The organism is Pelotomaculum sp. PtaB.Bin117 (assembly GCF_002067195.1).
GTDB classification, from domain to species: domain Bacteria; phylum Bacillota; class Desulfotomaculia; order Desulfotomaculales; family Pelotomaculaceae; genus Pelotomaculum_D; species Pelotomaculum_D terephthalicicum.
Window position 1 is genome coordinate 26,886 of sequence record NZ_MVQM01000043.1, and the last position, 25,151, is coordinate 52,036.

The 25,151-nt window shown below is 52.1% G+C and carries 33 protein-coding genes; 1 reads left to right on the forward strand and 32 read right to left on the reverse strand.

Features of this window, described 5'->3' with window-relative positions; genetic code table 11:
- Nucleotides 1–87: 87 nt before the first annotated feature.
- The 4 genes from A4E54_RS02680 to A4E54_RS02695 form a co-directional block, all read right to left on the reverse strand.
- Nucleotides 88–783 carry a response regulator transcription factor gene (locus A4E54_RS02680; RefSeq protein WP_240083132.1) on the reverse strand — a complete coding sequence of 232 codons (696 nt, stop codon included), beginning with the start codon at nucleotides 781–783 and terminating at the stop codon, nucleotides 88–90.
- A gap of 40 nt (nucleotides 784–823) precedes the next feature.
- Nucleotides 824–2,056 carry a sensor histidine kinase gene (locus tag A4E54_RS02685; protein ID WP_286724210.1) on the reverse strand — a complete coding sequence of 411 codons (1,233 nt, stop codon included), beginning with the start codon at nucleotides 2,054–2,056 and terminating at the stop codon, nucleotides 824–826.
- Nucleotides 2,057–2,301: 245 nt separating this feature from the next.
- Nucleotides 2,302–3,555, reverse strand: a complete 1,254-nt coding sequence (locus tag A4E54_RS02690) for an aminotransferase class I/II-fold pyridoxal phosphate-dependent enzyme (protein WP_286724213.1) — start codon at nucleotides 3,553–3,555, stop codon at nucleotides 2,302–2,304.
- Nucleotides 3,552–4,031, reverse strand: a complete 480-nt coding sequence (locus A4E54_RS02695) for an Lrp/AsnC family transcriptional regulator (protein ID WP_286724216.1) — start codon at nucleotides 4,029–4,031, stop codon at nucleotides 3,552–3,554. The genes A4E54_RS02690 and A4E54_RS02695 overlap by 4 nt, the downstream gene beginning before the upstream one ends.
- Nucleotides 4,032–4,178: 147 nt before the next feature.
- On the opposite strand from A4E54_RS02695, the gene A4E54_RS02700 reads away from it, so the two are divergent.
- On the forward strand, nucleotides 4,179–4,415 hold the full coding sequence (locus A4E54_RS02700; protein WP_286724218.1) for a hypothetical protein: 237 nt from the start codon (nucleotides 4,179–4,181) through the stop codon (nucleotides 4,413–4,415).
- Nucleotides 4,416–4,471: 56 nt separating this feature from the next.
- Here the strand turns inward: A4E54_RS02700 and ypeB are convergent, their stop codons facing one another.
- The 28 genes from ypeB to rplF all read right to left on the reverse strand — a co-directional run bounded on the left by ypeB (nucleotide 4,472) and on the right by rplF (nucleotide 25,144).
- The gene (ypeB, locus tag A4E54_RS02705; protein ID WP_286724220.1) at nucleotides 4,472–5,833 is read right to left on the reverse strand and encodes a germination protein YpeB; all 1,362 of its coding nucleotides are present in this window, start codon (nucleotides 5,831–5,833) and stop codon (nucleotides 4,472–4,474) included.
- A gap of 13 nt (nucleotides 5,834–5,846) precedes the next feature.
- The gene (gene sleB / locus A4E54_RS02710; protein WP_286724222.1) at nucleotides 5,847–6,542 is read right to left on the reverse strand and encodes a spore cortex-lytic enzyme; all 696 of its coding nucleotides are present in this window, start codon (nucleotides 6,540–6,542) and stop codon (nucleotides 5,847–5,849) included.
- 135 nt (nucleotides 6,543–6,677) lie between these two features.
- Entirely contained in the window at nucleotides 6,678–7,133 is a 456-nt protein-coding gene (locus A4E54_RS02715) for a dTDP-4-dehydrorhamnose 3,5-epimerase family protein (RefSeq protein ID WP_286724224.1), read from the reverse strand.
- Between the two features lie 35 nt (nucleotides 7,134–7,168).
- On the reverse strand, nucleotides 7,169–8,173 hold the full coding sequence (gene rfbB / locus A4E54_RS02720; RefSeq protein WP_240083125.1) for a dTDP-glucose 4,6-dehydratase: 1,005 nt from the start codon (nucleotides 8,171–8,173) through the stop codon (nucleotides 7,169–7,171).
- A gap of 17 nt (nucleotides 8,174–8,190) precedes the next feature.
- Nucleotides 8,191–9,258 carry a glucose-1-phosphate thymidylyltransferase gene (locus tag A4E54_RS02725; RefSeq protein WP_240083124.1) on the reverse strand — a complete coding sequence of 356 codons (1,068 nt, stop codon included), beginning with the start codon at nucleotides 9,256–9,258 and terminating at the stop codon, nucleotides 8,191–8,193.
- Between the two features lie 240 nt (nucleotides 9,259–9,498).
- On the reverse strand, nucleotides 9,499–10,302 hold the full coding sequence (gene cwlD, locus A4E54_RS02730) for an N-acetylmuramoyl-L-alanine amidase CwlD (RefSeq protein WP_286724257.1): 804 nt from the start codon (nucleotides 10,300–10,302) through the stop codon (nucleotides 9,499–9,501).
- Nucleotides 10,303–10,549: 247 nt separating this feature from the next.
- Entirely contained in the window at nucleotides 10,550–11,422 is an 873-nt protein-coding gene (locus A4E54_RS02735; protein ID WP_286724227.1) for a lipid II flippase family protein, read from the reverse strand.
- 558 nt (nucleotides 11,423–11,980) lie between these two features.
- On the reverse strand, nucleotides 11,981–12,373 hold the full coding sequence (rpsI, locus tag A4E54_RS02740) for a 30S ribosomal protein S9 (protein ID WP_240083122.1): 393 nt from the start codon (nucleotides 12,371–12,373) through the stop codon (nucleotides 11,981–11,983).
- Between the two features lie 22 nt (nucleotides 12,374–12,395).
- Entirely contained in the window at nucleotides 12,396–12,827 is a 432-nt protein-coding gene (rplM, locus tag A4E54_RS02745; RefSeq protein WP_240083121.1) for a 50S ribosomal protein L13, read from the reverse strand.
- A gap of 161 nt (nucleotides 12,828–12,988) precedes the next feature.
- Nucleotides 12,989–13,777 (reverse strand): tRNA pseudouridine(38-40) synthase TruA, encoded by a 789-nt coding sequence (gene truA / locus A4E54_RS02750; protein ID WP_240083120.1) that lies wholly within the window; start codon nucleotides 13,775–13,777, stop codon nucleotides 12,989–12,991.
- Nucleotides 13,778–13,971: 194 nt separating this feature from the next.
- On the reverse strand, nucleotides 13,972–14,766 hold the full coding sequence (locus A4E54_RS02755) for an energy-coupling factor transporter transmembrane component T family protein (protein ID WP_240083119.1): 795 nt from the start codon (nucleotides 14,764–14,766) through the stop codon (nucleotides 13,972–13,974).
- A complete protein-coding gene (locus A4E54_RS02760) occupies nucleotides 14,763–15,647 on the reverse strand; it encodes an energy-coupling factor transporter ATPase (protein WP_240083118.1) in 885 nt (294 codons plus the stop codon). Before A4E54_RS02760 ends, A4E54_RS02755 begins: the two co-directional genes overlap by 4 nt.
- Nucleotides 15,638–16,525 (reverse strand): energy-coupling factor transporter ATPase, encoded by an 888-nt coding sequence (locus tag A4E54_RS02765; protein WP_240083117.1) that lies wholly within the window; start codon nucleotides 16,523–16,525, stop codon nucleotides 15,638–15,640. Before A4E54_RS02765 ends, A4E54_RS02760 begins: the two co-directional genes overlap by 10 nt.
- Nucleotides 16,526–16,530: 5 nt before the next feature.
- Nucleotides 16,531–16,869: a 50S ribosomal protein L17 gene (gene rplQ, locus A4E54_RS02770; protein ID WP_240083116.1), complete on the reverse strand. Its 339-nt coding sequence runs from the start codon at nucleotides 16,867–16,869 to the stop codon at nucleotides 16,531–16,533.
- 15 nt (nucleotides 16,870–16,884) lie between these two features.
- Nucleotides 16,885–17,832 carry a DNA-directed RNA polymerase subunit alpha gene (locus A4E54_RS02775; protein ID WP_240083115.1) on the reverse strand — a complete coding sequence of 316 codons (948 nt, stop codon included), beginning with the start codon at nucleotides 17,830–17,832 and terminating at the stop codon, nucleotides 16,885–16,887.
- A gap of 89 nt (nucleotides 17,833–17,921) precedes the next feature.
- Nucleotides 17,922–18,548 (reverse strand): 30S ribosomal protein S4, encoded by a 627-nt coding sequence (gene rpsD, locus A4E54_RS02780; RefSeq protein WP_240083114.1) that lies wholly within the window; start codon nucleotides 18,546–18,548, stop codon nucleotides 17,922–17,924.
- A gap of 14 nt (nucleotides 18,549–18,562) precedes the next feature.
- Nucleotides 18,563–18,952, reverse strand: a complete 390-nt coding sequence (gene rpsK / locus A4E54_RS02785) for a 30S ribosomal protein S11 (protein WP_240083113.1) — start codon at nucleotides 18,950–18,952, stop codon at nucleotides 18,563–18,565.
- A 260-nt stretch (nucleotides 18,953–19,212) separates the two neighbouring features.
- Nucleotides 19,213–19,584 carry a 30S ribosomal protein S13 gene (rpsM, locus tag A4E54_RS02790; RefSeq protein ID WP_240083112.1) on the reverse strand — a complete coding sequence of 124 codons (372 nt, stop codon included), beginning with the start codon at nucleotides 19,582–19,584 and terminating at the stop codon, nucleotides 19,213–19,215.
- 23 nt (nucleotides 19,585–19,607) lie between these two features.
- The gene (gene rpmJ / locus A4E54_RS02795) at nucleotides 19,608–19,721 is read right to left on the reverse strand and encodes a 50S ribosomal protein L36 (protein ID WP_240083111.1); all 114 of its coding nucleotides are present in this window, start codon (nucleotides 19,719–19,721) and stop codon (nucleotides 19,608–19,610) included.
- A 116-nt stretch (nucleotides 19,722–19,837) separates the two neighbouring features.
- The gene (infA, locus tag A4E54_RS02800) at nucleotides 19,838–20,056 is read right to left on the reverse strand and encodes a translation initiation factor IF-1 (protein ID WP_240083110.1); all 219 of its coding nucleotides are present in this window, start codon (nucleotides 20,054–20,056) and stop codon (nucleotides 19,838–19,840) included.
- A 24-nt stretch (nucleotides 20,057–20,080) separates the two neighbouring features.
- Nucleotides 20,081–20,431 (reverse strand): KOW domain-containing RNA-binding protein, encoded by a 351-nt coding sequence (locus A4E54_RS02805; protein ID WP_240083109.1) that lies wholly within the window; start codon nucleotides 20,429–20,431, stop codon nucleotides 20,081–20,083.
- Nucleotides 20,432–20,499: 68 nt separating this feature from the next.
- Nucleotides 20,500–21,246: a type I methionyl aminopeptidase gene (map, locus tag A4E54_RS02810; protein WP_240083108.1), complete on the reverse strand. Its 747-nt coding sequence runs from the start codon at nucleotides 21,244–21,246 to the stop codon at nucleotides 20,500–20,502.
- Nucleotides 21,247–21,254: 8 nt separating this feature from the next.
- Complete coding sequence (secY, locus tag A4E54_RS02815; protein ID WP_240083107.1) at nucleotides 21,255–22,514, reverse strand: preprotein translocase subunit SecY; 1,260 nt, start codon at nucleotides 22,512–22,514, stop codon at nucleotides 21,255–21,257.
- Nucleotides 22,515–22,955, reverse strand: coding sequence for a 50S ribosomal protein L15 (rplO, locus tag A4E54_RS02820; protein ID WP_240083106.1), 441 nt, complete (start codon nucleotides 22,953–22,955; stop codon nucleotides 22,515–22,517).
- Between the two features lie 68 nt (nucleotides 22,956–23,023).
- Entirely contained in the window at nucleotides 23,024–23,209 is a 186-nt protein-coding gene (gene rpmD, locus A4E54_RS02825) for a 50S ribosomal protein L30 (protein WP_240083105.1), read from the reverse strand.
- Between the two features lie 204 nt (nucleotides 23,210–23,413).
- Nucleotides 23,414–23,914, reverse strand: a complete 501-nt coding sequence (gene rpsE, locus A4E54_RS02830; RefSeq protein ID WP_240083104.1) for a 30S ribosomal protein S5 — start codon at nucleotides 23,912–23,914, stop codon at nucleotides 23,414–23,416.
- A gap of 247 nt (nucleotides 23,915–24,161) precedes the next feature.
- The gene (rplR, locus tag A4E54_RS02835; RefSeq protein ID WP_240083103.1) at nucleotides 24,162–24,530 is read right to left on the reverse strand and encodes a 50S ribosomal protein L18; all 369 of its coding nucleotides are present in this window, start codon (nucleotides 24,528–24,530) and stop codon (nucleotides 24,162–24,164) included.
- A gap of 65 nt (nucleotides 24,531–24,595) precedes the next feature.
- Entirely contained in the window at nucleotides 24,596–25,144 is a 549-nt protein-coding gene (gene rplF / locus A4E54_RS02840; protein ID WP_240083102.1) for a 50S ribosomal protein L6, read from the reverse strand.
- Nucleotides 25,145–25,151 lie beyond the last annotated feature (7 nt).

Sequence of the window (25,151 nt, forward strand, 5' to 3'; positions counted from 1 at the left end):
AGGCTAAAAAATAATAATTTCATAAAAAAACTCCGCCTTTTCCGGCAGAGCTGAATTATTGATTCCTTTTGCTGCAAGTTTGCTATACTATTCGCTTGCTAATTGGTAGCCGATACCGTGTTTACTGAGAATATATTTAGGTTTGTTCGGGTCATCCCCGACTTTTTTGCGCAAACTGCCAATATAGTTTCTCAAATATTGCAGCTCGTTGCGGTATTCCAGTCCCCATACCCACGTCAGCAAGTCCTCATGGGTAATTATTTTCCCCGCGTTGATGCCCAGATGATACAGGACCTGATATTCCGTGGCGGTGAGCCTCACTTCCTCACCCCCGACAAAGACCCGCCTTTGGGCAAAATTAATCACCAGGTCACCCGATGTGAAAGCAGGATGCTTCAGGGAATCACTTGATTGGCCGGCTCTCCTGAGAACCGCCTTGACACGGCGCAACAGCTCCTCAACGCTAAACGGTTTGGTTAAATAATCATCAGCCCCCACATCAAAACCAAGTATCCGGTCCTTTTCGCGGGCCCGGCCCGTGAGCATAATAACCGGGATATCGGAAAACTCGCGGATTCTCTTACATACTTCAAACCCGTTGAACGAACCGGGAAGCATTATATCCAAAATCACTAAATCGTAATTAGAAGCTTCCAGCATTTCTATAGCGGTTTTTCCGTCAACGGCTATACCCACCTCGTACCCGCTGGCCAACAGGTTGACTTTAACCAACCGTACCAGACGTGGTTCGTCATCCACTATCAATACTGTCTTTCGCTTCATTCCGAGCCCTCCTGTCACTCTTTTAAAGCAATAATTCAAATTATAGCTGTTTGGATACAACCGGCAGGGTAAAATAAAAAGTGGTTCCCTCGTTCAACTTGCTCTTCGCCCAGATCTTTCCGCCGTGACTAATCAATATTTGACGGGCCAACGGCAGTCCCAGCCCCATTCCTTTTTGATATTCCTGGATGCCGCTGCTGACCCGGAAAAACTTTTCAAACAGCCTGTTTAAATGCTCGTCGCCAATGCCAATCCCCTGATCGGCCACCGAAACAACTATTTCCCCGGCCGAAACCTTTCCTTCGATTGTAATTTGAGTGTTTTCCACGGAATACTTGACCGCGTTGTCTACGAGGTTGCGAAGCACCTGTTCAATCCTGATCGGATCAGCCTCCACAAACGGGAAATCTCCCGCAAACAACACTGTATACTGATGATTTTTATTTCTGTAGGACTGATCCCTGAGTATTTTGTTTACTATTTGGGGCAGTAAAACCGGTTCTTTTTTCAGCTCGATATCGCCTTTCCAGCTTAATGTGGAAGAATCCAGCAAGTTATTGATTAGACTCTCAATATGATCTGTTTCTTCAACAATAATATTGAGGAACTCTTTTTGAGCATCAGGATCCCAGGTTACGTCTTCCCGCAGCAAGGTTGTAACGTAACCCTTTATACAGGCCAGAGGCGTCCTTAAATCATGAGACAATCCGGCCAGCATCTCCGACCACATTTGCGCCACATCTTCGGAAGGCAGAAAATATGAGGCAACTTTTCCGGCGTTTTGGTCGACATCCAAGCTGCATTCGATTGCATGCGTAATCGCTTTAAGTATTTCCGTAACAGAAAAGGAGTTCAGCAGCAGCCCTTCTCCGCAGGCCATTAAAAAACCTTTCTTGCCTGCCATGGGGAAACAGGTTACTTTCTGATCAGGCTGGCCGTATTTTTCGACAGCTCTTTGTCTTACCGGGCAATCAAAAACATGGCATGGCGTACCCTGATTCGTTGCCGAATCTTGCTGAGAACACCAGAGGACATCAACATCTATATCAGTAGTATCAGCCCTGCTGTTTTTATCCTGACTGTTAAAATGCACTATGCAATGCTGCGCCAAAATTATCCCGACAGCGCACCCTTTAATCCCCAGGGTGCCGACAAGCCAGCCGGGCACCCATTTGTAATTACCATGCTCTTGCAGCAATTTACCCGTAAATTGAAGTATTTTTATAGGAATGTCAGCCGGGTAAGCGTCTTTTGCATAATTTTTTTCATTCATAATGCCTTACTCCTTGGCAGAGTTGTCCGTAATTTCCCGGATGCTAAATTTCTTGTCCGGGTTTGCCCGTTATTGCAGATACAACTCGATCAACTTCTCTGCCAAGTATACAATTTCCTCGAAAAAGGGACAAGAACAATTTGGATTACATATGTAATGTCAAAAAAAATAAAGCCGCCTTTTAAGCTGGCTTTATCGACATCTGCACATAATATTCTCATTCACAAGGGAGTTAAAAATATATCTTACACCGTCTGGCGCATTCCTTCCCCTTCATCCTGCTCAGGCTTTCTGAAAGAAGCGGTCAATACTTTCCCCCGCCCCAGCCGGCGCTTGACAAAGCTGCCCATCCTCTTTAGCGCCTCACCTAGATCTTCCAGGGAGGCCGCGTAGGCGCAGCGGACAAATCCCTCACCTTGTTCTCCGAAAGCGTTGCCCGGCACCACAAGCACTTTTTCCTCATTGAGCAACTGCACGGCGAACTCCTCCGACGTAAGTCCGGTGCTCCTGATGTCGGGAAAAGCGTAAAACGCGCCGCGCGGCTCGAAACACGGCAAGCCTATTTCACGAAAAGCATCCACGACCAGCCGCCGCCGGCGGTTATACATGTCAATCATTTTGCGCATTTCGCGCCGGCCGTTCTTCAGCGCCTCCAGGGCGGCAAGCTGGGCGGTAATCGGGGCGCATAACATGGTGTACTGGTGTATCTTGGTCATGGCTGAGATAAAATCGCCGTTGCCGGCCGCGTATCCGACACGCCAGCCGGTCATGGCGTAGGCCTTGGAGAACCCGTTCAGCAACACCGTGCGTTCACGCATGCCCGGCAGGGAAGAAACACAGGTGTGCTCTCCCACATAGGTCAGTTTGTCATAAACCTCATCGGAAATGACAACCAGGTTGTGCGCCGCCGCCACTTCCGCAATTTCCAGCAGGTTTTTCCTGTCAATGGTAGCGCCGGTGGGATTGTTCGGATAGCTCAGTACGAGAATTCTGGCTTTCGGAGTAATGGCCTTTTCGACTTGCTCAGCCGCCAACTGAAAGCCGTCTTCCACCGATGTTTTCAAGTATACCGGCCGGCCGCCGGCCAGAATGACGCAAGGCGCGTAGGAAACGTAGGAAGGCTGGGGAATCATTACCTCGTCTCCCGGCCGGAGCAGGGTACGCATGGCCAGGTCCAGCCCTTCGCTGACCCCGACCGTCACCAGCACTTCACTGCGCGGGTTATAGTCCACTTTGTAAGTGTCACGGATGTCCCGGGCAATCTCCTCGCGCAGTTCCAGCATCCCGTGGTTCGAGGTGTACATGGTGTAACCTTTTTCCAGCGAATATACACAAGCCTCCCGGATGTGCCATGGCGTCACGAAATCGGGCTCGCCCACACCCAGCGAAATAATGCCTTTCACCTCCGTAACCAGATCAAAAAAGCGCCTGATGCCGGAAGGCGGCAGGTCACACACGGCGGGGTTAATCATTCCCCTCCAGTCGGTTTGTAAAGTCATGGCATGATCACCTGCCTCCTGTCTTCTTCTTTGTCATCAATGATGACGCCGTGGTGCTTATACGTTTTCAGGACAAAATGGGTCGCTGTGCTGAGAACATACTCCATCGAAGCTAGTTTAAAGGAGACAAAATGAGCAACTTCCTTCATTGTGCCGCCTTCAATCATCACCATCAGGTCATAAGCGCCCGACATCAGCCTGACGCTCCGCACCTCGGGAAACCGGTAGATGCGCTCGGCCACGGCGTCAAAACCCACGTCCCGCTGCGGTGATATTTTTACTTCAATCATTGCGGAAACCTTCTCGGCTCCGAGTTTATCCCAGTTAATCAGGGTAAAATAACCTTGGATCAGTTTCTTTTCTTCCGACTCTTTAATAATCCGGGCGACTTCTTCCTCATCCCGTCCGAGCATGGTGGCAATTTGGCCGGCGGTGAGCCTGGCGTCGGATTCGAGAAGTTCCAGCACCTCTCTCAATCCATATCACTCCTTCGTGATGATCTGAGGATTGACCATGCAGCTTATGTTAGGCCGTAATCAAAAAGCCGCTTATCAGCAATCCTTTAAACAATAAAAAAAACCGCCCCCCAAAAGGGACGGGATCTTCTCGCGGTACCACCCTATTTGGCCGCATGCCTCACCCCTTTTCGGGATTTCTCATACAGCCCTCTCCTGCCGTTTAACGGCGGCAAGCCGGCGGCGGCTTATTCTCTCCCCCAAGGGAGGGATTTTTCACCCGCGGCATCCAGGGCGGCCCTGGCGCTTTCCTCCACCGGGCTTACACCATACCCCGGCTCGCTGGCGATTAACGGCGCCTTTCTTCCCCTTCATTGCCTTGCGTTTGCTTTGATAAATTCATAAAATTAAAGTTATCTTAGCACAAACGCATTCAGGTGTCAACCGGAAAAACCAGACATTTACATGGTCAATGTGCCGCCAGGCGTTTCAATTAATTTTAAAACATTTTCCTCCCGCCCGGTCACAGCGTTAATATATATCAGGTAGGAATCCTCCCCCAACTTGCCGTGAAACTCATAAGCCAGTTTTTCATCTGAAACCCCAACCGGAATGAGCACAAGCTCTCCCCCGGATACATTCAGCCGCGGGTTTATCGCCGCGCGCGCGTGCTCGCGTGAAACGGCGGCTTCCGGCAGGGGGCGCTGCCTGTGGGACATCAAGTAACCCGAGGTTTCCGTTCCGGTAACCTCGCCGCTGTCCAAAGCAACAGTCACCTTCACCAAATCGGGATAAAGGGTAACGCCATTTTGCAGCGCCGCGCAGTTAAAAGTGACTGAGTTCCCGTGCTGCTGGAAATAAGTCGAGCGCATTTCCCCAAAACCACGGCCGGCCAGGAACTGCAGGGCTTTCCGCCGCGCTTCATCAATGCTCACAGTCTGGCCGCCGACCGGCCGGGAATTCATCATCCAGATTACTTTGCCGCCCTGCCGGGACACATCCAGTACTGTCGCCGCGCCGTCCGGCCCGCCCACCCGGGTTACTTCCACCCGGTGAGCCGGAATGCGCCCGTTGGTTGTCCCGGTAACCCTGGCCTGGTAGTCGGCTTCATCCTGCTTGTCAATAAAAGCAAGCGCTCTTTGCTCCGCTTCCGGCGCGTCCACATCGCCCTGTCCGCTCAAATCCCGGGGTTCAGTGCGTTCCAGGTGCTCTGAATAAGGCCCGTCATAGATCAGCGCGGGGTAGCGCTGCATCTGTTTATCCATTGACTGAAAGTCAGTCGTGGCCAGATCATCCGGGTTTTTTTGCAGTTTGCCCCTAACCTGGCGCACCATTTCTCCAAAATAAAAATTGTTCTGAGCCATGCCGGCCTGCATTCCCTGCAACTCACTGTTTAAAGCAGCCGCCTGCTGGTAAAGGCTGTTCAGGGTATCCCAGTGTTTGGTGTCAATAGCTTCGCCCTGGTTGATCTGCCGGGCCAGACTGTCGGCATAATCTCCCACCTGGCTTAAAAACTTGGCCGTGCGCCCGGCCAGCGCGTCGTTTAACGGCAGTTGGCCGAGGTTGGACTGGGCAAACGCCGCCTGCTGGCGAATATCCATCAACAGGGCGCTGTCCAGGCGCGGGTCAGAGGCAATCATGCTTTTTGACAGGAGCACTTCAACGCTTTGAGTCTGGCTTGCCAAATCGTAAAAAGCGCGCTGGTACTTATTGCTTAGATAATTCTCCAGTTTGCGGTTGGCCGTGTACTGGCTGTAGCCCCAGGAACCGGCCGCGGCCAAAGCCAGCAGGCCGATGACCGCCGCTAATATCCATTTTCTCATCAAACAACCCCCTTTACCGGGCAAAAACGTGGTTGCCAATTTGCGTGACAATATTTCTGCTCCATATCCACGGGTTTACGGACTTGCCCGGGTTCCAGAAAAAAAGCGCCCCGCCCGAGGGGTCATACCCACCCATGGCCATCTGGGCGGCCTGAACGGATTCTTCGCTTAAGGGCCGGTACGCCTGTCCGTTTTCAATCGACTCGAAAGCTTCCGGCTGAAAAATCACCTCACTGATTGAGTGCGGAAACGAAGCGCTTTTTGTCCGGTTTAATATAACCGCGCCTACAGCCACCTTGCCGAGCAGCGGCTCGTCCGCCGCTTCACCCTCAATCACCCGGGCCAGGAGAGTAACATCACCCCGGTCGGTGGCCGCGCCCCGGGAAACAGCCGGCGTCTCACTGGGAACGCTAAATCCGAGAGCGTCCCAGGTAGCCTGTCCCACGACACCGTCGGCAGGTATGCCGTTGTTTTGCTGGAAGTTAATGACTGCCTGAAAGGTGCCGTCACCGTAATACCCATCCTGGCTGCCGTTATAATACCCCCATTGGCTGAGCCGTTGCTGCACCCGAAAAACATCATCCCCGGCGCTTCCCCGGTACAAGCTGGGGTTTTGCGCCGCAGCCTGCCTTTCGTGCAGTGAAACCAGCCCTGCCGCCAGCGCCAGCAAGCAAGCCGCATAAATTATTAATTTTTTTTTCGAAAACAAACCGTTGCCGTTAATCGCTCATCACCCCCTGGCAACCGATAATATTTTAATAATATTTTTTCTATTGTCCCCAATTTTATGTGGAAATGCCGGTATTTTTTCAAAAAAAAAGACCTTTCCAGAGGTCTGCCATTCCTACCTGTTTTTCGTGGTCCAGTCAAAGCCGATATCCGGGTCATTCCAGGCCAGGCGCTTTTCGTCCGGTTTGTCCGGGTCATACGGGGCTGTGGTAAAATAGATGATCAGCGCCGGCATGCTGCCGAGCACCCGGTAGCCGTGCGCTACCATTTTGGGAATAACCAGCAAGATTGGATTATCTTCACCCAGGTAAAAAACATTTGTCTCTCCTTTGGTTGGCGAATCTTCGCGCAGATCGTGCAGAACAACCTGGGCGCTGCCAACCGGAAAGAACCACAAGTCATCCTGGCGCTCATGATAATGGAAAGCTTTAACCACACCGGGATATGTCCTGGACATCGACGCCTGGCCGAAACGGGACAGCAATTGGTCGTCGTCCCTTAATATTTCCATAAAAAAGCCGCGGTCATCGCAGTGTTTAACCAGTTTCTTTACCTGCACGTCCTTAATCATCAAGCTACGCTCCTCATCCGCCGCACCGGCCGGGCTCACCGGGCGGTATACATTTTTTCGTAATACTCCAGGTATTCGCCGGACTTAATTTTCCGCCACCATTTTTTATTGGCGCGGTACCAGCTGACGGTGTCCCGCAGCCCCCGCTCGAAAGTGTATACCGGCCGCCACCCCAGTTCTTCCTTAATCTTGGCGGCGTCAATGGCATAGCGGCGATCGTGGCCGGGTCTGTCCGGCACGTGTTTAATCAATGATTCCGGCTTGCCCAGTTCAGCCAGGATAAGGCGGATTATTTCTACGTTGGCCCGCTCGTTGTTGCCGCCGATGTTGTATATTTCCCCCGGCTTGCCCCGGTGCAGCACCAGATCCAGCGCCCCGCAGTGGTCCAGCACATGGAGCCAGTCCCGCACGTGCAGGCCGTCTCCATATAAAGGAAGCGGCCTGTCTTCCAGAGCGTTGGTGACCATCAAAGGAATCAGCTTCTCAGGAAACTGGTAAGGCCCATAGTTATTGGAGCAGCGGGTAATGCTCACCGGAACGCCGAAGGTGCGATGATAAGCCAGCGCGAGCAGATCAGCCGCCGCTTTGCTTGCGGAATAAGGGCTGCCGGGAGCCAGGGAGGTCTCTTCAGTGAAATATCCGTTTTCTCCCAACGAGCCGTAGACTTCATCGGTAGACACCTGCAGAAACCTCCTAATGCCATGCCTGCGGGCCGCCTCCAGCAACTCTTGCACCCCCAGGACATTGGTCCGCACGAAAACGCCGGCGTCTATTATACTGCGGTCGACATGGGTCTCCGCCGCGAAATTGACCACGGCGTCTATCCCCTGCGAGAAAATCTGCTCAAGACAGTTCCGGTCCGTGATATCACCGCGCACGAAGCTATAACCTGATTTTTCCGCAACATTGGTCAGGTTGTCAAGATTACCGGCATATGTTAGCGAATCAAGGTTAATTATCCGGTAATCATACCGGTCCAATAAGTACCTGATAAAATTGCTGCCGATAAACCCCGCCCCGCCTGTTACCAAAACTCTCATTTTCAGTCCCCCCGCGGCTATAATATGATTTCCGTGTCATCTCCGACGAACAGGCGGCAGGCGTGGCGGCCGGCGGCAGCGCGGCTGATCCGGGTATTGCCGCCGATCAGGCTGTCTTCAACCCGTTCCACGCCGGATAGCCGGCAGTTTTCCAGCACCACTGAATATTCCACCCCGACCTGATCAAGAACAGTGCCCTTGCCGACAGCCGTATAAGGGCCGATAAAAGAATCTTTGACCACGGCGTTTTCCCCGATCACCACCGGCCCGCGAATGACGCTGTTGGTTATTGCCGCGCCAGCGGCGATGTCAACCCTGCCGGAAATCTCACTGGCGGTGTCGACCGATCCGTCCACTTGGCGGACGGCGTATTCGTCCAAAACTACCCGGTTGGCTTCCAGAATGTCATCCTTCTTGCCGGTATCCAGCCACCAGCCTTCCAGCAGCCTGGCTTCCACCCGGTGACCGGCGTCAACCATCTGCTGAATGGCGTCGGTGATTTCCAGTTCTCCCCGCCAGGAGGGTTTGACCCTGTCTATGGCGGTATGTATCGCCCGGTTAAAAAGATAAATACCCACCAGAGCCAAGTCGCTGAGCGGCTCTTGGGGTTTTTCCACCAGCTTCAATACTTCTTGCCGGGACCCGAGCACCGCCACTCCGAACTGCCGGGGGTCTTTTACTTTCTTTAACTGAATAATGGAATCGCTGCGGCCGGCGCTAAATTCCCTGACCAGCGCGCCGACACCTCCCTGAATCAAGTTGTCGCCGAGGAACATCAGAAACGATGAATCACCCAGGAAGTTCCTGGCGATTTTTACCGCGTGCGCCAGCCCCGCCGGGTTTTCCTGGAGAATGTACGTGAGCACCGCGCCCCAACGCGAGCCGTCCCCCAGCGCCTCCTTGATATGGCCGCCGGTTTCCGGAGATATAATAATGCCGATATCTTTTATCCCGGCGCTGCTGACCTGCTCCAACACGAAGTTGATAATCGGCTTATTGGCTACCGGTATTAATTGTTTGGCAGTGGTATAAGTAAGCGGCCGGAGCCGGGTGCCGCGCCCGCCCGCGAGAATAAGCGCCTTCAATAAAACGACCTCCGAATTATTCAGGAGTCAGGAGTCAGAAATCAGTAGTCAGAATAAAAGAATGATTTTAGTCATTAAATATTCTGACTCCTGAAATTCTCAATATCTGCTTTATAGCAATAATTGTTCAGTAATCAGAAGAGAGAATGGTTTTTAGTCTTGAAATATTCTGAATTCTGAATTCTGAATACTGACTCCTGACTGCCTGCCTTATAGCAGTAATATATGCGAATATGCGGCTCAAGGTTCCCCTAACGGACCGGGAGTCTGTTCTTTGAACACCTTAATTACTTCTTCACTGTAATAGGGCGCGCCGGCTTCCGCCGCCGCGGCGAAATACCTGGCGATACCCGCGTAAATCGCCCGGCTTACCTTGCCCTGGTAGGCCGGATCCTGCAAAAGCCGGCTTTCACTTGCATTGGTAATGAAGCCGGTTTCCACCAGCACCGCCGGTATGGAAGTGTTCCTGGTTATGTAATAGTCAGCCTCTTTTGTTAAACGGTCGGTGTTTTTTAAAAAGTTGGTCAATTCGGACTGGATGATTTGACCGGCCCTCTTACTTTCAGGAAAGCCAGGCTGGACGAAGGTCTGAGCCCCGCGCGGAGCTTCAGAGGAATGACTGTTGACATGAATACTGATCAAGAGGTCCGCCTTATGTTCATTTGCCAGCGCCACCCTCTTTTTTAAATCTTCCTGTTTTTTTTCCAGCAAACTGGTTGTGCCGGGTTCACTCAGGTCGCTATCGGTCTCCCTGGTCATCAGCACTGTCGCCCCCGCCTGCTTGAGCTCAGCAGCCAGGCGCTTGCCAATCGCCAGATTGATGTCTTTTTCCATAACACCGTTTTTACCCACAACTCCCGGATCAAATCCCCCGTGGCCGGGATCCACGACAATCACCTTATCGACAACCGGCCAGGCCAAAACCGCCTGGGATTCCCGTGCCGCCCCGGCATCCAAGTACATAGTCACGGGCAGCGCCAGGAACACTAAAAAGGCAGTGGCGAACAAATAGCGTTTATTGATTTTGAAAGCTTTTATAAACATTAAATGCAAAAAAATCCCCCCTAGGACAACTACCTTCTAAAAAGTATGCTGTCTAAGAGAGGATTATGAAAATGGGTTTGCATATTCGGGTATTCAGGAGCCAGGAGCCTGAATTCGGAATATTTCAGAGCCACAAACCCAGTCTCTTATTCTCATTCCTGATTCTAACCCCTAAATCAAAACTCCCAAACTTTTGACTCTCGTTCCTTATCTCCTGACTACTAACTACTGACTCCTGACTCCTGGATTATGCGATCCACCTGGTCAATATTTGCAGCCCGTTTGCGACCGGTACAAAGATAACCTGACTGAACAGGGTTCCGAACAGGTTGGACAACGCCAGGTAGAAAATTATTTGCTTTAATTCCAGTTCATCCTGCTCTCCCGCCGCCACCGCGTCGGTCACCTTGGCCAGGACCGGGTCCACCATCATCACATTAAGCACAATTGAGGCGTTGCCCACTATTGACGCCATCAGCACCGCGGTGGAGCGGTACTCGGGATAAAGAGCGCCGGCATAAAGACCGGACAAAACATTGGCGGTCCACAGGCTGTAGCTAACCAGATTCCAAACCAGAAAAGCGCCGGGAGTGGCCATCTTTCTAAATATTATTTTTTTCAGCGTACGCAGTGAGGTGAACCGCAGCCGGAGAATACCGCCGCCGGGCCTGAAGAAAGAAAACAATACCAGCGGTATTACTCGAAAAACTGAGCCTGTCCGGCCGAAGGCCCTGATTGAGTTGGAAAATGACGTTACAAAGCTGGGGATAAGCAAAATGCCCAGAGTAGTCCCCACAGTGGCACCGAGGATGACAAAGCGCAGTTTTTCGTTTAAACCCGCCAGCGCCTCCTGGTAAACCAGCGTATCGGTAACAGCAGCGCCGGGTTCTGCCGACAGTGACCGGTCATAGGCTTGATCGATAATTTGTTCCACGGTTGAAGCCAGCAGCGGCGCCTGAAGCGTATTGGCAAAACTTGCCGCCAGGTAGACCACGCCGAAAAGCGAAATGGCAGTGGCCAGGTGACCTGTGCGAACACCGGCGAGGCGGGACGAGCGGGTCAGCGTATTTATTAGATTAATAAACACCGTCAATAAAAAGACTAATAGCAAACGTTCCACTTGAGCCTCCAAAGTCATCTCAGAAACTGGTAACTTATTACATCATAACATAATGAATAGTTTATAAGCAATCGGACCTTAAGGCGTGTCATTTTAAGGTTCATAATTGGTTTTTATGAAGGCGAAAAGGAATAGGTATTCACCTCTTTCAACAGTAGTGTTCGAAAAGGCTTGACTTGCCGGACCGGGTGTTTATCCGAAGCGACGCGGAGCACTGGATGCGGTTTATAGCGCGTGCAGGCATGCAGAAAAGCTCAAATAGACGCGTAGGCAGCTTATAGCAGTCTGGTTTCAGCGGTTGATAAAACGATGTTATTTAGGTAACATGAAAACTGCGAAGAGAGCGGAGGATAATCCCGGTCCGCCTACCTAAAATATTTTTCGAACACGGTCATATTTCAACAAGGGGACACTAAACTTTGTTCCTAAGCAAGAACGAATTCACCTGTTCACAATTTTCGAAAATCGCAATGTCCTAAATGAAAAAGGAAGGTTTACCTTCCTTTTTTGTAGACTATGGTTCTATTATTAATAAGCAAAATAACACACGAATTGTATTTAACGTTTTGAAAATTGAGGCGCGCGGCGGGCTTTCTTCAAGCCGTATTTCCGGCGTTCTTTCATCCGCGGATCCCTGGTTAAAAAACCGGCTTTCTTCAACATGGGACGAAGATTGGGATCTGCCTGAACGAGCGCGCGGGCAATACCCATTTTTATCGCTCCCGCCTGGCCGCTGATACCGCCGCCCAAAACCTTGGCCTGAATATCAAACCGTCCCGCTCCGCCAATCAGTTCAATCGGCTGGCGGACGATCATTTCCAGTGTCCGCCGGCCGAAATATTCGCTTAAAGGTCTTTTGTTAATGGTCACATTACCTTCACCAGGCAGTAAAAACACCCTGGCTATAGCATTTTTCCTCCGTCCGGTACCGTAAAACATCACTTGAGCCATTTTGTCGGTTCCTCCTTCTCTGTTACATCTGCCAGGCTTCAGGCTTCTGCGCTTGATGAGGATGCTCAGGGCCCTTGTATACTTTAAGCTTCCTGCCCATATCCGCACCCAACTTGTTATGAGGCAGCATTCCCTTGATGGCCTTTTCCACCGCGAGTTCAGGCCTTGTTTTCATCAAGGTGCCGTAACTGACTACTTTCAGGCCGCCGGGGTAGCCGGAGTGCCTTATGTATTTTTTGTTGGCAAGTTTATTGCCGGTCAACACAATTTTCTCGGCATTGATCACTATGACAAAGTCACCGGTATCGACATGGGGAGTAAAGTCAGGTTTATGTTTTCCACGCAGAATCCGTGCCGCTTCAACGGCCAGCCTGCCGAGAACCTTGCCTTCAGCGTCCAGAGTATACCACTTGCGTTCTTTTATCTCAAGAGGTTTAGCCATGTAGCTCTTCATTAAAAATACCTCCTCAAAATAAGGCAAAAAGTAAAACAAACTATGCCGCTTTTCAACGGACGGGGCTAATGAACCGTCAAAAAACCACGTATTACAATATAACATAAAGCATTTCCAGTGTCAAGTTAAACAAGGTCAAAACTGACAGATATAAAAACCAGTCAATCGACAGCGGCATACGGTTTGCCAATCATGGCTTCCGCCGCCGGATACTCTACTTTTTCCAAACACAAACCCCTGGCCGGGAGGGTGGGACCGCCTTTCAGGCTGTCCAGGCTTGCCAGGATGCCGGCCACTTCGCCTGCCGCCAGTTTCCCCAGACCCACCCGGAGCAAGGTGCCGGAAATCATGCGGGCCATGTGGTAGAGAAATCCATCCGCCCGCAATATTATGTAAACGAGATCACCCTCGCTTGCCACCCGCGCCTGGTAAAGCGTGCGCACCGTCGTTTTAACCGGCGTGCCCAGGGCGCGAAAGGCGCTGAAGTCGTGCCTTCCCTCCAAATAGCCGGCTGCTTCCCGCATGGCGTTAAAGTCCAGCTGTTTGGGCACATGGTAACTGTACAGGCGGTGGAAAGGGGAATGCCATTTTCCGTGATAAACTGTGTAGCGATATGTTTTAGCGATGGCGGAAAAGCGCGCGTGAAACGACACCGGCACTTCTTCCGCGTCCAAGGCCACGATATCCCGCGGCAGCAAACTGTTCAGGGCGTATGCCGTCCGCTCCGCCGGCACGGGCCAGCCATCTGCCGCGAAACTGATTACTTGCCCGCGGGCGTGCACTCCGGCATCCGTCCTGCCGGCGCCGCTAACCTGAACAGGCCTTTGAGCCAGCTGGAACAGCCGCTCTTCCAGAACGCCCTGCACCGTTTGAAACCTTGTGCCGCGCTGCTCCTGGAATCCATGGTAATTGGTGCCGTCATAAGCTATCGTAACCTTAATATTGCGCATATTATCCTCAAATTAACAGCTACAGTGAAATGTTCGCTTGTACGCAACCACTCGGGAATCAAAGTAAGCTATTGGTCTATCGTCCCGAAATATTCTGACTCCTGACTTCTGACTCCTGACTCCTAAAAAAATATTAGCTCGAACTACGCGCTGCAGTCTGGCGGCATTACCAGCGCGTTCATATTCTCCCTGCTTTATGTATATCTAAGCCAAACCGTTATGGCAAGGATCGCGAAGGTAATGAGCAGCGTCATATAATCCTCCGGTTTCAGCGTCAAACTGTGCATTCTCGTCCGGTTGGCGCCGCCCCGGTAGCAGCGCGCCTCCATAGCCACGGCAAGTTCCTCGGCGCTGCGCAGCGCCCCGGCGAAAAGCGGCACGAACAACGGCAACAAACCTTTCACCCGGTCCATCGCCCCGCCTGAACCAAACCCGGCGCCGCGGGACCGCTGGGCTTTGGCAATTTTATCAGCCTCATTCAGCAAGGTGGGAACAAAACGCAAGGCTATAGTCATCATCATGGCTAATTCATGGGTAGGCACCCCGACCCGTCTAAGCGGAGCAAGGATACTTTCCAGCGCGGCGGTGAGGTTTACCGGGGACGTAGTCAGAGTAAGCAGAAAAGCGATTAAAATCAGCAATACCAGTCTTAAAAAAATCTGGCCGCCCCCTGCCAGACCCTCCTTGGTGACTTTTAAAAACCCCAGCCCGAACCATACTTCCCCCGGCGTCAACAGTGCCTGGAGAAAAAATGTAACCGCCAGCAGCAGCCAAATCGACAACAAGCCCCGAAAAAAAATCTTCGCGGAAATCCCCGTGAGAATCATGGATAAAAAAACAAATCCGGTCAACAGAGCAAACTCATACCATGAGGCGATGATAAAAACCGCAATTGCCGTCGCGATTACACAAACAACCTTGGTCCGAGGATCAAGGCGGTGCAATAATGAGTTGCCCGGAACAAACTGGCCGATAGTAACGTTAATCATACGCCAGGCTGCCTCATTTCCATATTACGCTCCATGTTCAGTATCCTGGCAATTTCCACAACCGCTTCATCAATCGTTAGCAAATCAGCCCGCACCGGCAACCCGCGGGCCTGCAGACGGAGCATTAATTCTACCGTCGCCGGAACATCCAGCCCCAGGGCGCGCAGTTCTTCAGTCTTGTTGAAAACCTCCCGCGGCGGCGCCTCCATGGCCAGGCGGCCTTTATGCAAAACGGCTACCCGGTCTGCCCAGCGGGCAACCTCCTCCATGTTGTGGGTAACCAGCACCACTGTTATCCCCCGCTCCCCCCGGAGCCGGTCAATACGTTCCATTAACTGCCTTCTGCTCACCGGGTCCAGGCCGGCGGCCGGTTCATCAAGCACCAACACTTCCGGGCGCAAGGCCAGCACACCGGCAATGGCAGCTTTCCTGCGCATGCCGCCGCTCAGACGGAACGGGGATGTCCGCCCTACTTCCTCCGGGTCCAGGTCAACCAGTCTCAACGCGTCAATGACCCTTTCCCTGACCTCGGCGTTGTTTAAGCCCAGGTTTCTCGGGCCGAAAGCCACATCGTCAAAAACAGTTTCCTCAAAAAGCTGGTGCTCGGGCTGTTGGAAAACCAGCCCCACCCTGTGCCAAAGTTCCCGGCGCAATCCTTTATTTGCTACGTCAATACCGCACACCCGCACATTTCCGCCGGTGGGCGCCAGGATGCCGTTAAAATGCTGGACCAGGGTGGACTTGCCGGAACCGGTCGCCCCAACCAGCGCGTAAAACTCGCCTCTTTGGATTTCCAGCGACACACTATCCAGCGAGGTTACTTCAAACGGTGTGCCCCTGGAGTAAACATGAGTAAGATTTTCGACCTTAATTACCGGCATAGGTACGCCACCATATCCTTAATAGTGAGAATACCATCAGGCACTAAAAAGCCCCGCCTTCTCAGGCGACAGGCAATTTTAGCCGCAACCGGCAACTCTAACCCCACATTCCGCAGCAACTGTTCCTCCGCGAACACCTCGGCCGGGGTTCCCGCCAGCACAGACCGGCCGGAGCACAAGACCATTACTCTATCCGCCACGGCGGCTTCTTCCATGTAATGAGTCACCAGAACCACAGTGACGCCGTTGGAACGGTTTAAACGGAGCAGGGTATCCATAAGTTCCCGGCGGCCGGACGGGTCAAGCATGGAGCTTGGCTCATCCAGGACCAGGCAGTCCGGACGCATTGCCAGCACACCGGCGATAGCCAGCCGCTGTTTTTGACCGCCGGAGAGCAGATGCGGAGCATGGTTCCGGTATTCCGACAGCCCGGTTAAAACCAGGGCCTCATCTACTCTGGCCCGCACCTCCGGCGGGGGCAGTCCCAGGTTCTCAGCGCCGAAGGCTACGTCTTCTTCCACCAGCGAGCTGACGATCTGGTTGTCGGGGTTTTGAAAAACCATCCCCACTCTCTGCCGGATTTCCCATAAATATTCCCCCTGGCGGGTGTCCATCCCATCCACCAGGACCGTACCCTCAAAAGGTGTGAGCAGGGCGTTAAAGTGCCTGGCAAGGGTAGATTTCCCCGACCCGTTGGGACCGACCAGAGCAAGGAATTCGCCTTTATATACATCCAGGTCCACACCATGCAAAGCCGCCTGCTCCGACTGGCCGCCGCGGTTGTAGAAATATGTGAGGCCTTTGACCCTGATATAAACCGCGCCTTCACGGGAACGGCCGCGCGCCGCTTGCTTTCCGGGCAGAGCATTACTAGACATGCAGGTTAAATCAGCTCTAAAATAACCGCTTTAGCGGCGTCGCCCCGGCGGTAGCCAACTTTGACAATCCTGGTATAGCCGCCCGGGCGGTCCGCATATTTCGGCGCGATTTTATCAAACAGTTTGCGCACCACATCTTCTTCATAGAGGTACGCCAGCGCCTGGCGCCTGGCTGCGAGGTCGTTCTGCTTGGCGGTAGTAACCAGCCTTTCGGCGATACTTTTTACTTCCTTGGCCCTGGCTTCAGTGGTATTTATCCGCTCGTCCCGGAAGAGGGATGTGACCAGGTTTCTTAACATAGCCTTCCTGTGGCCGGTGTTTCTTCCTAGCTTCTGGTAGCCCACTCTCAAATCCCTCCCTTATTCATCGCTTTTTTTCAGCAATAACCCCAGTTCGTGTAATTTATTGACTACCTCTTCCAGAGATTTTTTCCCCAGATTTCTTACTTTCATCATATCGTCTTCGTTGCGCTGGATTAACTCCTCAACCGTGTTAATCCCAGCCCGCTTCAGGCAGTTGTAGGAACGCACCGATAAATCCAGCTCTTCAATGGTCATTTCCAGGATTCTATCCTTTTGCTCCTCTTCCTTTTCCACCATGATCTCCACATCGCTGACCGTTTCCGTCAATCCGATAAACAGACGCAAATGTTCGCTCATAATCTTGGCTGAAAGGCTGACTGCCTCGTCAGGTCTGATGCTCCCGTCGGTCCAGACTTCCAATGTCAGCTTGTCGTAGTCCGTTATCTGGCCGACCCGGGTGTTCTCCACATTATAATTGACCTTGCTCACTGGTGTAAAAACTGAATCCACCGGAATCACGCCGATAATGTGTTCATTCTTTTTATTACGCTCCGCGGAGACGTAGCCCCGTCCTTTGGAGACGGTAATATCCATGGATAAACTGGCATTATCGGACAGAGTGGCTATCACCAGATCGGGGTTTAATATTTCCACATCGGAGTCACAGACGATATCCCCGGCTTTCACCACACCGGCGTCCTCAGCTTCTATGCGCAGAGTCTTTTCTTCATCGCTGTAAAGTTTCAGGCTGAGACTCTTGAGGTTTAAAATAATGTCCGTGACATCCTCCACAACCCCCGGGATGGTTGAAAATTCATGAAGCACTCCGTTAATCTTAACAGAAGTAACAGCTGCGCCCGGCAATGAGGAAAGCAGGATGCGGCGCAGGGAGTTCCCCAGAGTAATGCCGTAGCCCCTTTCCAGTGGCTCCACTGTAAACTTGCCGTAAGTGTAATCGTCGCTCATTTCTACAACTTCAATTTTCGGTTTTTCAATTTCAAGCACGGACGTTTCCCTCCTATTGGCGGTTGGTGGTTGGCGGCTGGTTAACACCCGGCAACCGACTGCTCACGACCAACGGCCAAAATGGCCTCCTACCTGGAGTATAACTCAACAATCAGGTGCTCCTGAACGGGAGCGTCGATCTGATCCCTTGCCGGGAGCGCCACTACGCGGGCGATGGCCTGGTCGGCCTCAAATTCAAGCCATGCGGGAGGAGTGCGCTCGGCAGCCCTCTCCAGCAGCTCTTTCACTCTCGGCGATTCCTTGCTCTTTTCCCGGACGGTAATTACATCGCCCACGCGGAGCGAATATGACGGTATGTTCACTTTACGGCCGTTAACCATAAAATGTCCATGCCGCACAAGCTGCCTGGCTTCGTTCCGGGATGCCCCGAGTCCCAGGCGATAGACTGCGTTGTCAAGCCGCCTTTCCAATAAGCGGAGCAGATTTTCACCGGTAACACCCGGCTGCCGCTCGGCTCTCACGAAGTAGCGCCTGAATTGGCCTTCCAAAATGCCGTATATCCGGCGCGCTTTTTGTTTTTCCCTTAATTGCAGGCCGTACTCCGAAACTTTCTTTCGTCCTTGGCCGTGCTGACCGGGAGCGTAAGCCCTGCGGTCAACGCCACATTTGGTTGAGTAACAACGGTCGCCTTTGAGGTATAGTTTCAGTCCTTCCCGGCGACATTGCCGGCACACTGCTTCAGTATATCTCGCCATACCAGCACACCTCCTTAAACTCTCCGGCGCTTGGGCGGCCGGCAACCGTTATGAGGAATCGGGGTTACATCTTTAATCAAATTGACTTCCAGCCCCGCCGCCTGCAGAGAGCGGATAGCCGCCTCACGGCCGGCGCCGGGTCCTTTAACCATTACCTCCACTACTTTCAGGCCATGCTCCATGGCCTCTTTAGCGGCATTTTCAGCCGCCATTTGAGCCGCGAACGGAGTGCTTTTCCGGGAACCTTTAAAGCCCACGCCTCCGGCGCTGGCCCAGGATATCGCATTTCCCCTGGTATCGGTAATGGTTACTATGGTGTTATTAAAAGTAGATCTGATATGCGCAACACCAGATTCGATATTTTTGCGTTCACGTCTTTTCGTTCTGGTTACGCGACGCGCCATTTAATAACCTCCTTAATTTAATGGATTTAATAGATTTTTTCGTTCATCAAGTTTGCTCAGATTATCCGCTTGATCGCATGGCGTAGCGCTTACCCACAGGCTAGCGCGTTCGCCCCCCGGATCTGCCAAACTCACCAACTCAGCCGGCTTAAAACTGCTGCCCCGCTTTTTTCGGGAACGGCTAAGCTAAACAACAATTTAATCCTAAACCGCCCTCCAGGTAAGCGCCACGCCACACTGAGCCAACCTTAACACTCATGCTACTTTTTCCTGCGCACGCCGACAGTCTTACGCGGCCCTTTACGGGTCCTGGCGTTGGTCTTGGTCCGCTGCCCCCGCACCGGCATGCCGCGGCGGTGCCTTAACCCGCGGTAGCAGCCAATTTCAATCAGACGCTTGATGTTCAAGGCTATCTCCCGGCGCAAATCACCTTCCACTTTGTGGTTCTTTTCAATAATTTCACGCAGCTTGTTGATTTCATCCTCAGTCAGATCCTTCACCCTGGTATCAGGGTTGACATTTGTCTGAGACAGGATTTTTTGGGACGTCGGCTTACCAATGCCAAAAATATAAGTAAGGGCAATCTCGACCCGTTTATCCCTCGGCAAGTCTACGCCTGCGATACGTGCCATAAATTATTCAACACCTCCTGGTATTACCCTTGGACCTGTTTATGTTTGGGGTTCTCACAAATCACCATAACTTTGCCCTTCCTGCGAATGATCTTGCACTTTTCGCAGATGGGCTTGACGGATGGCCTCACTTTCATCGCAAACCCTCCATTTCGGTCGTCTGTAGTCGTTGTCGGGTTAATTGTTGAAATCCGGATTCGCCGAATTCTTTTTTAATTCTTTTATTCTGACTTCTGACTTCTGACTCCTGACTTTACTTGTATCGATAAATAATACGCCCGCGGTTTAAATCATAAGGCGAGAGTTCGACTGTCACCCGGTCACCGGCCAAAATCCTGATAAAGTTCATCCTAATCTTGCCGGAAACATGCGCCAGCACTTTATGGCCGTTCTGGAGTTCCACACGGAACATGGCGTTTGGCAGCGGTTCGATGACAGTACCTTCAGCCTCGATAACATCTTGCTTTGACATTAGGTATCTGACCAACTCCTTATCTTAAAATGAACACTCGTTAAAGTTTTTCACTAGACTCTTGAGCTCCTCGCGAATATCCGCGTTGGTTATCCTTTTCCCTTTTTCCGCTTTGCTCGATAACTCACCGGCAATAACTTCATGAATATGCAAGTGTTTGATATTTTTATATTTGGGATTTTCCACTTTTCGCCCTTCCCCGTCCGCAACGCACACCCTGGATAGACTTTCGCAACCTATCACCAGATAATATCTGCCTCTATCGCGGCCTTTTGTCGAGCTAACCAAGTGCCCGACCTGTAAAGCGTCCCGGTCGCCGTATTTCCGGCTGAAAACGATATTGCCACTATTATCATCAGGCACTGACTGAGACATCTATTTCCTTCCTTTCATCATCTGGAAAACAGCTACCGGCAATCAGTACTTTTCTTTAATTATCGTAGTCATAATATGGTCAGTATCTCCGGTTTGTCATCCGTAATGGCAACAGTATGTTCGAAATGGGCTGAAAGCTTTGCGTCCAAAGTTACTACCGTCCAGTTGTTTGTAAGAGTCCGCACTTCAAAAGTGCCCATATTGATCATCGGTTCGATCGCTAATGTCATTCCCGCTTTCAGTCTGGGGCCTCTGCCGGGCTTGCCGAAATTCGGAACCTGCGGGTCCTCGTGCGGGCTGCTGCCTATTCCATGCCCGACATAGTCACGCACTACCGAATAGCCATAGCCTTCGGCACAAGTTTGTACGGCATTGGATATATCTGATAGCCTGGCGCCTTCCCTGGCATGCTCAATTCCCTTATAAAGGGATTCTTCCGTCGCCTTTAAGAGCCGCATGGCATCGCTGCTTACTTCTCCCACCGGAACGGTAACGGCGCTGTCTCCATAGTATCCGTTTACTTCCGCCCCAATGTCGATACTAATAATATCTCCACTCACCAGCTTCCTTAAACTGGGAAACCCGTGCACAACTTCTTCATTCACTGAAGCACAGATGCTGTAGGGGAAACCGTATAACCCCTTGAAAGCCGGTTTGGCGCCGGCTTTGATAATATAGTCCTCCGCCAGCCGGTCCAGTTCCCTGGTCGTTACCCCAACCCTAACGGCACTGGTGAGTTCCGCCAGTGTTTCGGCCACAACCCGCCCGGCGTCTCTCATATAGGAGAGTTCTTTTTCGGATTTACAGGTAATCATATGCCCACCTACTTAATAAACCCCTGGTAACTGCGCATCAACATGTGCGATTCCAATTGCTTCATCGTGTCCAGCGCCACCCCGACCACAATCAGCAGCGCGGTGCCGCCGAAATAGATATTTGGTATCTGGGTCGCCATCAGTACAAAGTTCGGCAATATTGCCACCAGGGCCAGGAAAATGGCTCCGGCCAGGGTTATCTTGTTCATCACCCGGCTGATATATTCCGCCGTCGGCCGCCCGGGGCGCAACCCCGGGATAAAACCGCCGTATTTTTTGATATTATCCGCCATATCTGACGGGTTCATGATGACGGCGGTATAAAAGAAAGTGAAGCCGATAATCAAAAGAGCGTAAATAACCGTGTGTGAAACTGTTCCCCACCCGAACCACTTCGAGTAGAACGCCGCGATTGCTTCGTTGGAAAAATATTTCACGAGCGTTTCCGGAAACATCAACAGTGACGAGGCGAAAATTACCGGTATAACACCGGCCTGATTGACCCGCAGCGGCAGGTGGGTTGTCTGTCCGCCGTAAACCCTGCGTCCAACCACCCGCTTGGCGTACTGCACGGGTATGCGCCGCTGCCCTTCCTGAACCATAACCACACCGGCGATCACCAGACCCCCGATGACGACAAGCAGCACAAGACTCAAGATGTTAATTGTACCCGCGTCTAAATAAGCCATAATTCTTTGTAAACCTGAGGGAACCCTTGAGACAATACCCGCGAAAATCAACAGCGAAATACCGTTGCCAATCCCTTTTTCAGTAATTTGTTCACCCGTCCACATCAGGAAGGTGGTCCCGGCGGTAATGGTGACGGCAGTCATTAAATAAGTCGCCGGACCGGGATGATAAAGCGAACCACCGACTCCGACCACCATGCCGATACCCTGGATAAACGCCAGTACCACGGTAAGGTAGCGGGTGTACTGGGTAATTTTCTTGCGGCCTTCTTCGCCTTCTTTACTCAGACGCTCCAGGTGCGGAATGACCACTGTCAGGAGCTGCATAATAATTGAAGCGTTGATGTAAGGCATAATACCCATGGCAAAAACAGAAAAATTCTTCAGCGCGCCGCCGGAAATCACGTCAAAAAACCCGAAAATAGCGCCGCTGCTAACCAGTTCGGCAAATTTTTCCGAATTCACCCCGGGCACGGGAATATGAGCGCCCAGCCGGAAAACAAAAATCATACCAAGGGTGTAAAGCAGCTTTGTCCTCAATTCAGTAGCTTTCAGGGCATTCGCAATACTTCCCAGCAATTAAATCACCTCAGCTTTGCCGCCGGCGGCTGTGATCTTTTCCTCAGCCGACTTGCTGAAAGCTTGGGCACATACGGTTAGAGATTTTTCCAGCTTGCCGTTGCCAAGTATTTTCACACCGTCACCGATCTTTTTGATCAAGCGGGCGTCAAGCAAAGTATCCGGAGTCACGGTAACACCGTCCTCAAACCGGTTAAGCGCCGCTACATTGACAGCGATAATTTCCTTGGCAAACTTATTATAGAACCCCCGTTTCGGCATGCGACGCTGCAGCGGCATTTGCCCGCCCTCAAACCCGGGACGCACACCTCCGCCGGAGCGTGACTTTTGCCCTTTATGGCCGCGGCCGGCGGTCTTGCCCAAACCGGAGCCGATCCCTTGACCCTTGCGGGTGGGTTTAGGTCTAGCCCCTGGAGCCGGCCTTAGTTCATGCAGTTTCAAGATGACACCTCCTTAACATTCCTTACGGACCTGCGCTTCTCAGTCCCGCTTGTCTAAATTCGCGGGCCTTACGCTCCGGCTTCCTCGACTTTCAACAAATGCGCAACCTTATTAATCATACCCCTGATTTGCGGAGTGTCTTCGTGGATTACCGACCGGCTTACTTTGGTCAGACCCAGGGTCCGCACTGTAACCCTCTGCTTTTCCGGCCGGCCGATCAGGCTCTTCACCAGGGTTACCTTCAACTTGGCCACAACATTCCCCCCTTTTCTTGAGAGAGCATTACGTTACCTTTCAGTTCAACCGGGGACATCAGGTGTGAGGTGTGTCCCCCTCCAATCGGGGACATTCCTTCACTCGCCTGCTCTAATAGTAGCTAGTGTTCCAGCAGGCCACGCTCAGGAGCAATCCCTCTGTACTTTATACAACACAGGAAGGTGTGTCCCCATTCCTATTTTTTACCCCAGCAGTTCTTCCACCGTTTTATTTCTCAGCCGGGCCACATCCTCCGGAGTCTTCAGACTCTTCAGCGCATCCATGGTGGCACGGACCATGTTGTTAGCATTGTTGGAACCCAGGGACTTGGTAAGTATATCGTGCACTCCGGCCAACTCCAGGATCGCCCGGACCGGACCGCCCGCAATCACACCGGTGCCCGGCGCCGCCGGTTTCAGCAAAACTTTACCGGCCCCGAAATGCCCGGTAACTTCATGGGGAATGGTTGTTCCGGAAAGGGGTACTTTTATTAATGATTTCTTCGCGTCTTCAATGCCCTTGCGGATGGCCTCGGGAACCTCACCCGCTTTGCCCAGACCGGCGCCGACATGACCGTCGCTGTCGCCCACTACCATCAGAGCGGAAAAACTGAATCGCCGTCCGCCTTTTACGACCTTGGCCACCCGGTTGATATACACTACTTTTTCGGTTGTTTCCAGTTTGCTGGCGTCAATCCTCGCCATCTATTTCCCTCCTTTCTCATCGGGGACATTCCTTCACCGACCCGCCCTATAAGTAACTGGGATTCCAACAGGCCGATTTTAGGAATATTCCCTTCCAGATTTACACTCTACTAGAAGGTTTATCACCATTCCGCTCGGGGACATTCCTTCACTCGCCTGCTCTAAGAGTTACTATAGCATCAACAGGCCACCTAAAGGAGTATTCTCTTCGGACTTTTACCACACAGGAAGGTGTGTCCCCATTCCGCTAAAACTCCAGTCCGCCTGCCCGCGCGGCGTCAGCCAGGGCCTTGATCCGGCCATGGTAAATATAGCCGGCGCGATCAAATACCACCACTTTGATTCCTGCCTCAACTGCTTTTTTAGCCAGCAAATCTCCTACCGCAGCGGCTGCCGCTAAGTCGCCGCCATTTGCCAGTTTGCCTTTCAGCTCCGGTCCCAAGGTGGACGCGGCCACTAGAGTTACACCGCGTTCATCATCAATGATTTGGGCGTAAATATTTTGGATGCTGCGAAACACGTTCAGCCTGGGCCGGCCGGCAGAACCGGTTATTTTCTTGCGCACCCTGAAGCGCTTTTTTGCCCGCAGGGCCTTACGGTCGGGTTTATTCAGCACTTAGGAATTCACTGCCTTTCTAAAAAGTAATAAATAAATTATCCGTACTTACAGACTGCCAATCTCTACTTCTTGCCTTTGCCGCCGGCCTTGCCGACCTTGCGCCGGACCCTTTCACCTTCGTACCTGACGCCTTTCCCTTTATATGGTTCCGGTTCACGTACAGCACGAATGAACGCCGCCATGGCTCCCACTTTTTCCTTGTCGATACCCTTCACACTGATTCTGGCCGGCGCCGGAACTTCAATTACCAGTCCCTCTTGCGGCTCAATCTCCACCGGGTGTGAATAACCCATGGCCATTACGAGTTTGTTGCCTTGTTTGGAGGCGCGGTAACCAACGCCGACCAATTCCAGGTTTTTCTGAAAACCGACTGTTACTCCCACCACCATGTTGTTAACAAGAGTACGTGTCAAACCGTGCAATGACCTGTGCTGTTTATTGTCAGAAGGACGTTGGACCAATAATTGTCCCCCCTCGTATTTCACAACCATGTCCCGGTGCAGCTCTCTTTCCAACTGCCCCTTGGGGCCTTTAACCCGTATCCGGTTCCCGTCGATCTGCACATCAACACCTGCGGGTACCGGTACCGGCTGTCTACCAATCCTGGACATAAATTAC

Excerpts from the sequence above, each read along its gene's own strand:
- truA (WP_240083120.1), bottom strand. The coding sequence starts at position 13,777 with ATGCGCAATATTAAGGTTACGATAGCTTATGACGGCACCAATTACCAT.
- cwlD (WP_286724257.1), bottom strand. The coding sequence starts at position 10,302 with ATGTTTATAAAAGCTTTCAAAATCAATAAACGCTATTTGTTCGCCACT.
- rplM (WP_240083121.1), bottom strand. The coding sequence starts at position 12,827 with ATGAAGAGCTACATGGCTAAACCTCTTGAGATAAAAGAACGCAAGTGG.
- rpsE (WP_240083104.1), bottom strand. The coding sequence starts at position 23,914 with ATGGCGAGGATTGACGCCAGCAAACTGGAAACAACCGAAAAAGTAGTG.
- A4E54_RS02690 (WP_286724213.1), bottom strand. The coding sequence starts at position 3,555 with ATGACTTTACAAACCGACTGGAGGGGAATGATTAACCCCGCCGTGTGT.
- A4E54_RS02765 (WP_240083117.1), bottom strand. The coding sequence starts at position 16,525 with ATGTCTAGTAATGCTCTGCCCGGAAAGCAAGCGGCGCGCGGCCGTTCC.
- map (WP_240083108.1), bottom strand. The coding sequence starts at position 21,246 with ATGATTACCTGTAAATCCGAAAAAGAACTCTCCTATATGAGAGACGCC.
- A4E54_RS02755 (WP_240083119.1), bottom strand. The coding sequence starts at position 14,766 with ATGATTAACGTTACTATCGGCCAGTTTGTTCCGGGCAACTCATTATTG.
- infA (WP_240083110.1), bottom strand. The coding sequence starts at position 20,056 with ATGTCAAAGCAAGATGTTATCGAGGCTGAAGGTACTGTCATCGAACCG.
- rpsI (WP_240083122.1), bottom strand. The coding sequence starts at position 12,373 with ATGGCTCAAGTGATGTTTTACGGTACCGGACGGAGGAAAAATGCTATA.
- A4E54_RS02715 (WP_286724224.1), bottom strand. The coding sequence starts at position 7,133 with ATGATTAAGGACGTGCAGGTAAAGAAACTGGTTAAACACTGCGATGAC.
- A4E54_RS02680 (WP_240083132.1), bottom strand. The coding sequence starts at position 783 with ATGAAGCGAAAGACAGTATTGATAGTGGATGACGAACCACGTCTGGTA.
- A4E54_RS02685 (WP_286724210.1), bottom strand. The coding sequence starts at position 2,056 with ATGAATGAAAAAAATTATGCAAAAGACGCTTACCCGGCTGACATTCCT.
- A4E54_RS02760 (WP_240083118.1), bottom strand. The coding sequence starts at position 15,647 with ATGCCGGTAATTAAGGTCGAAAATCTTACTCATGTTTACTCCAGGGGC.
- ypeB (WP_286724220.1), bottom strand. The coding sequence starts at position 5,833 with ATGAGAAAATGGATATTAGCGGCGGTCATCGGCCTGCTGGCTTTGGCC.
- rplF (WP_240083102.1), bottom strand. The coding sequence starts at position 25,144 with ATGTCCAGGATTGGTAGACAGCCGGTACCGGTACCCGCAGGTGTTGAT.
- rpsD (WP_240083114.1), bottom strand. The coding sequence starts at position 18,548 with ATGGCGAGATATACTGAAGCAGTGTGCCGGCAATGTCGCCGGGAAGGA.
- rpsK (WP_240083113.1), bottom strand. The coding sequence starts at position 18,952 with ATGGCGCGTCGCGTAACCAGAACGAAAAGACGTGAACGCAAAAATATC.
- rpmJ (WP_240083111.1), bottom strand. The coding sequence starts at position 19,721 with ATGAAAGTGAGGCCATCCGTCAAGCCCATCTGCGAAAAGTGCAAGATC.
- rpsM (WP_240083112.1), bottom strand. The coding sequence starts at position 19,584 with ATGGCACGTATCGCAGGCGTAGACTTGCCGAGGGATAAACGGGTCGAG.
- A4E54_RS02805 (WP_240083109.1), bottom strand. The coding sequence starts at position 20,431 with ATGTCTCAGTCAGTGCCTGATGATAATAGTGGCAATATCGTTTTCAGC.
- rfbB (WP_240083125.1), bottom strand. The coding sequence starts at position 8,173 with ATGAGAGTTTTGGTAACAGGCGGGGCGGGGTTTATCGGCAGCAATTTT.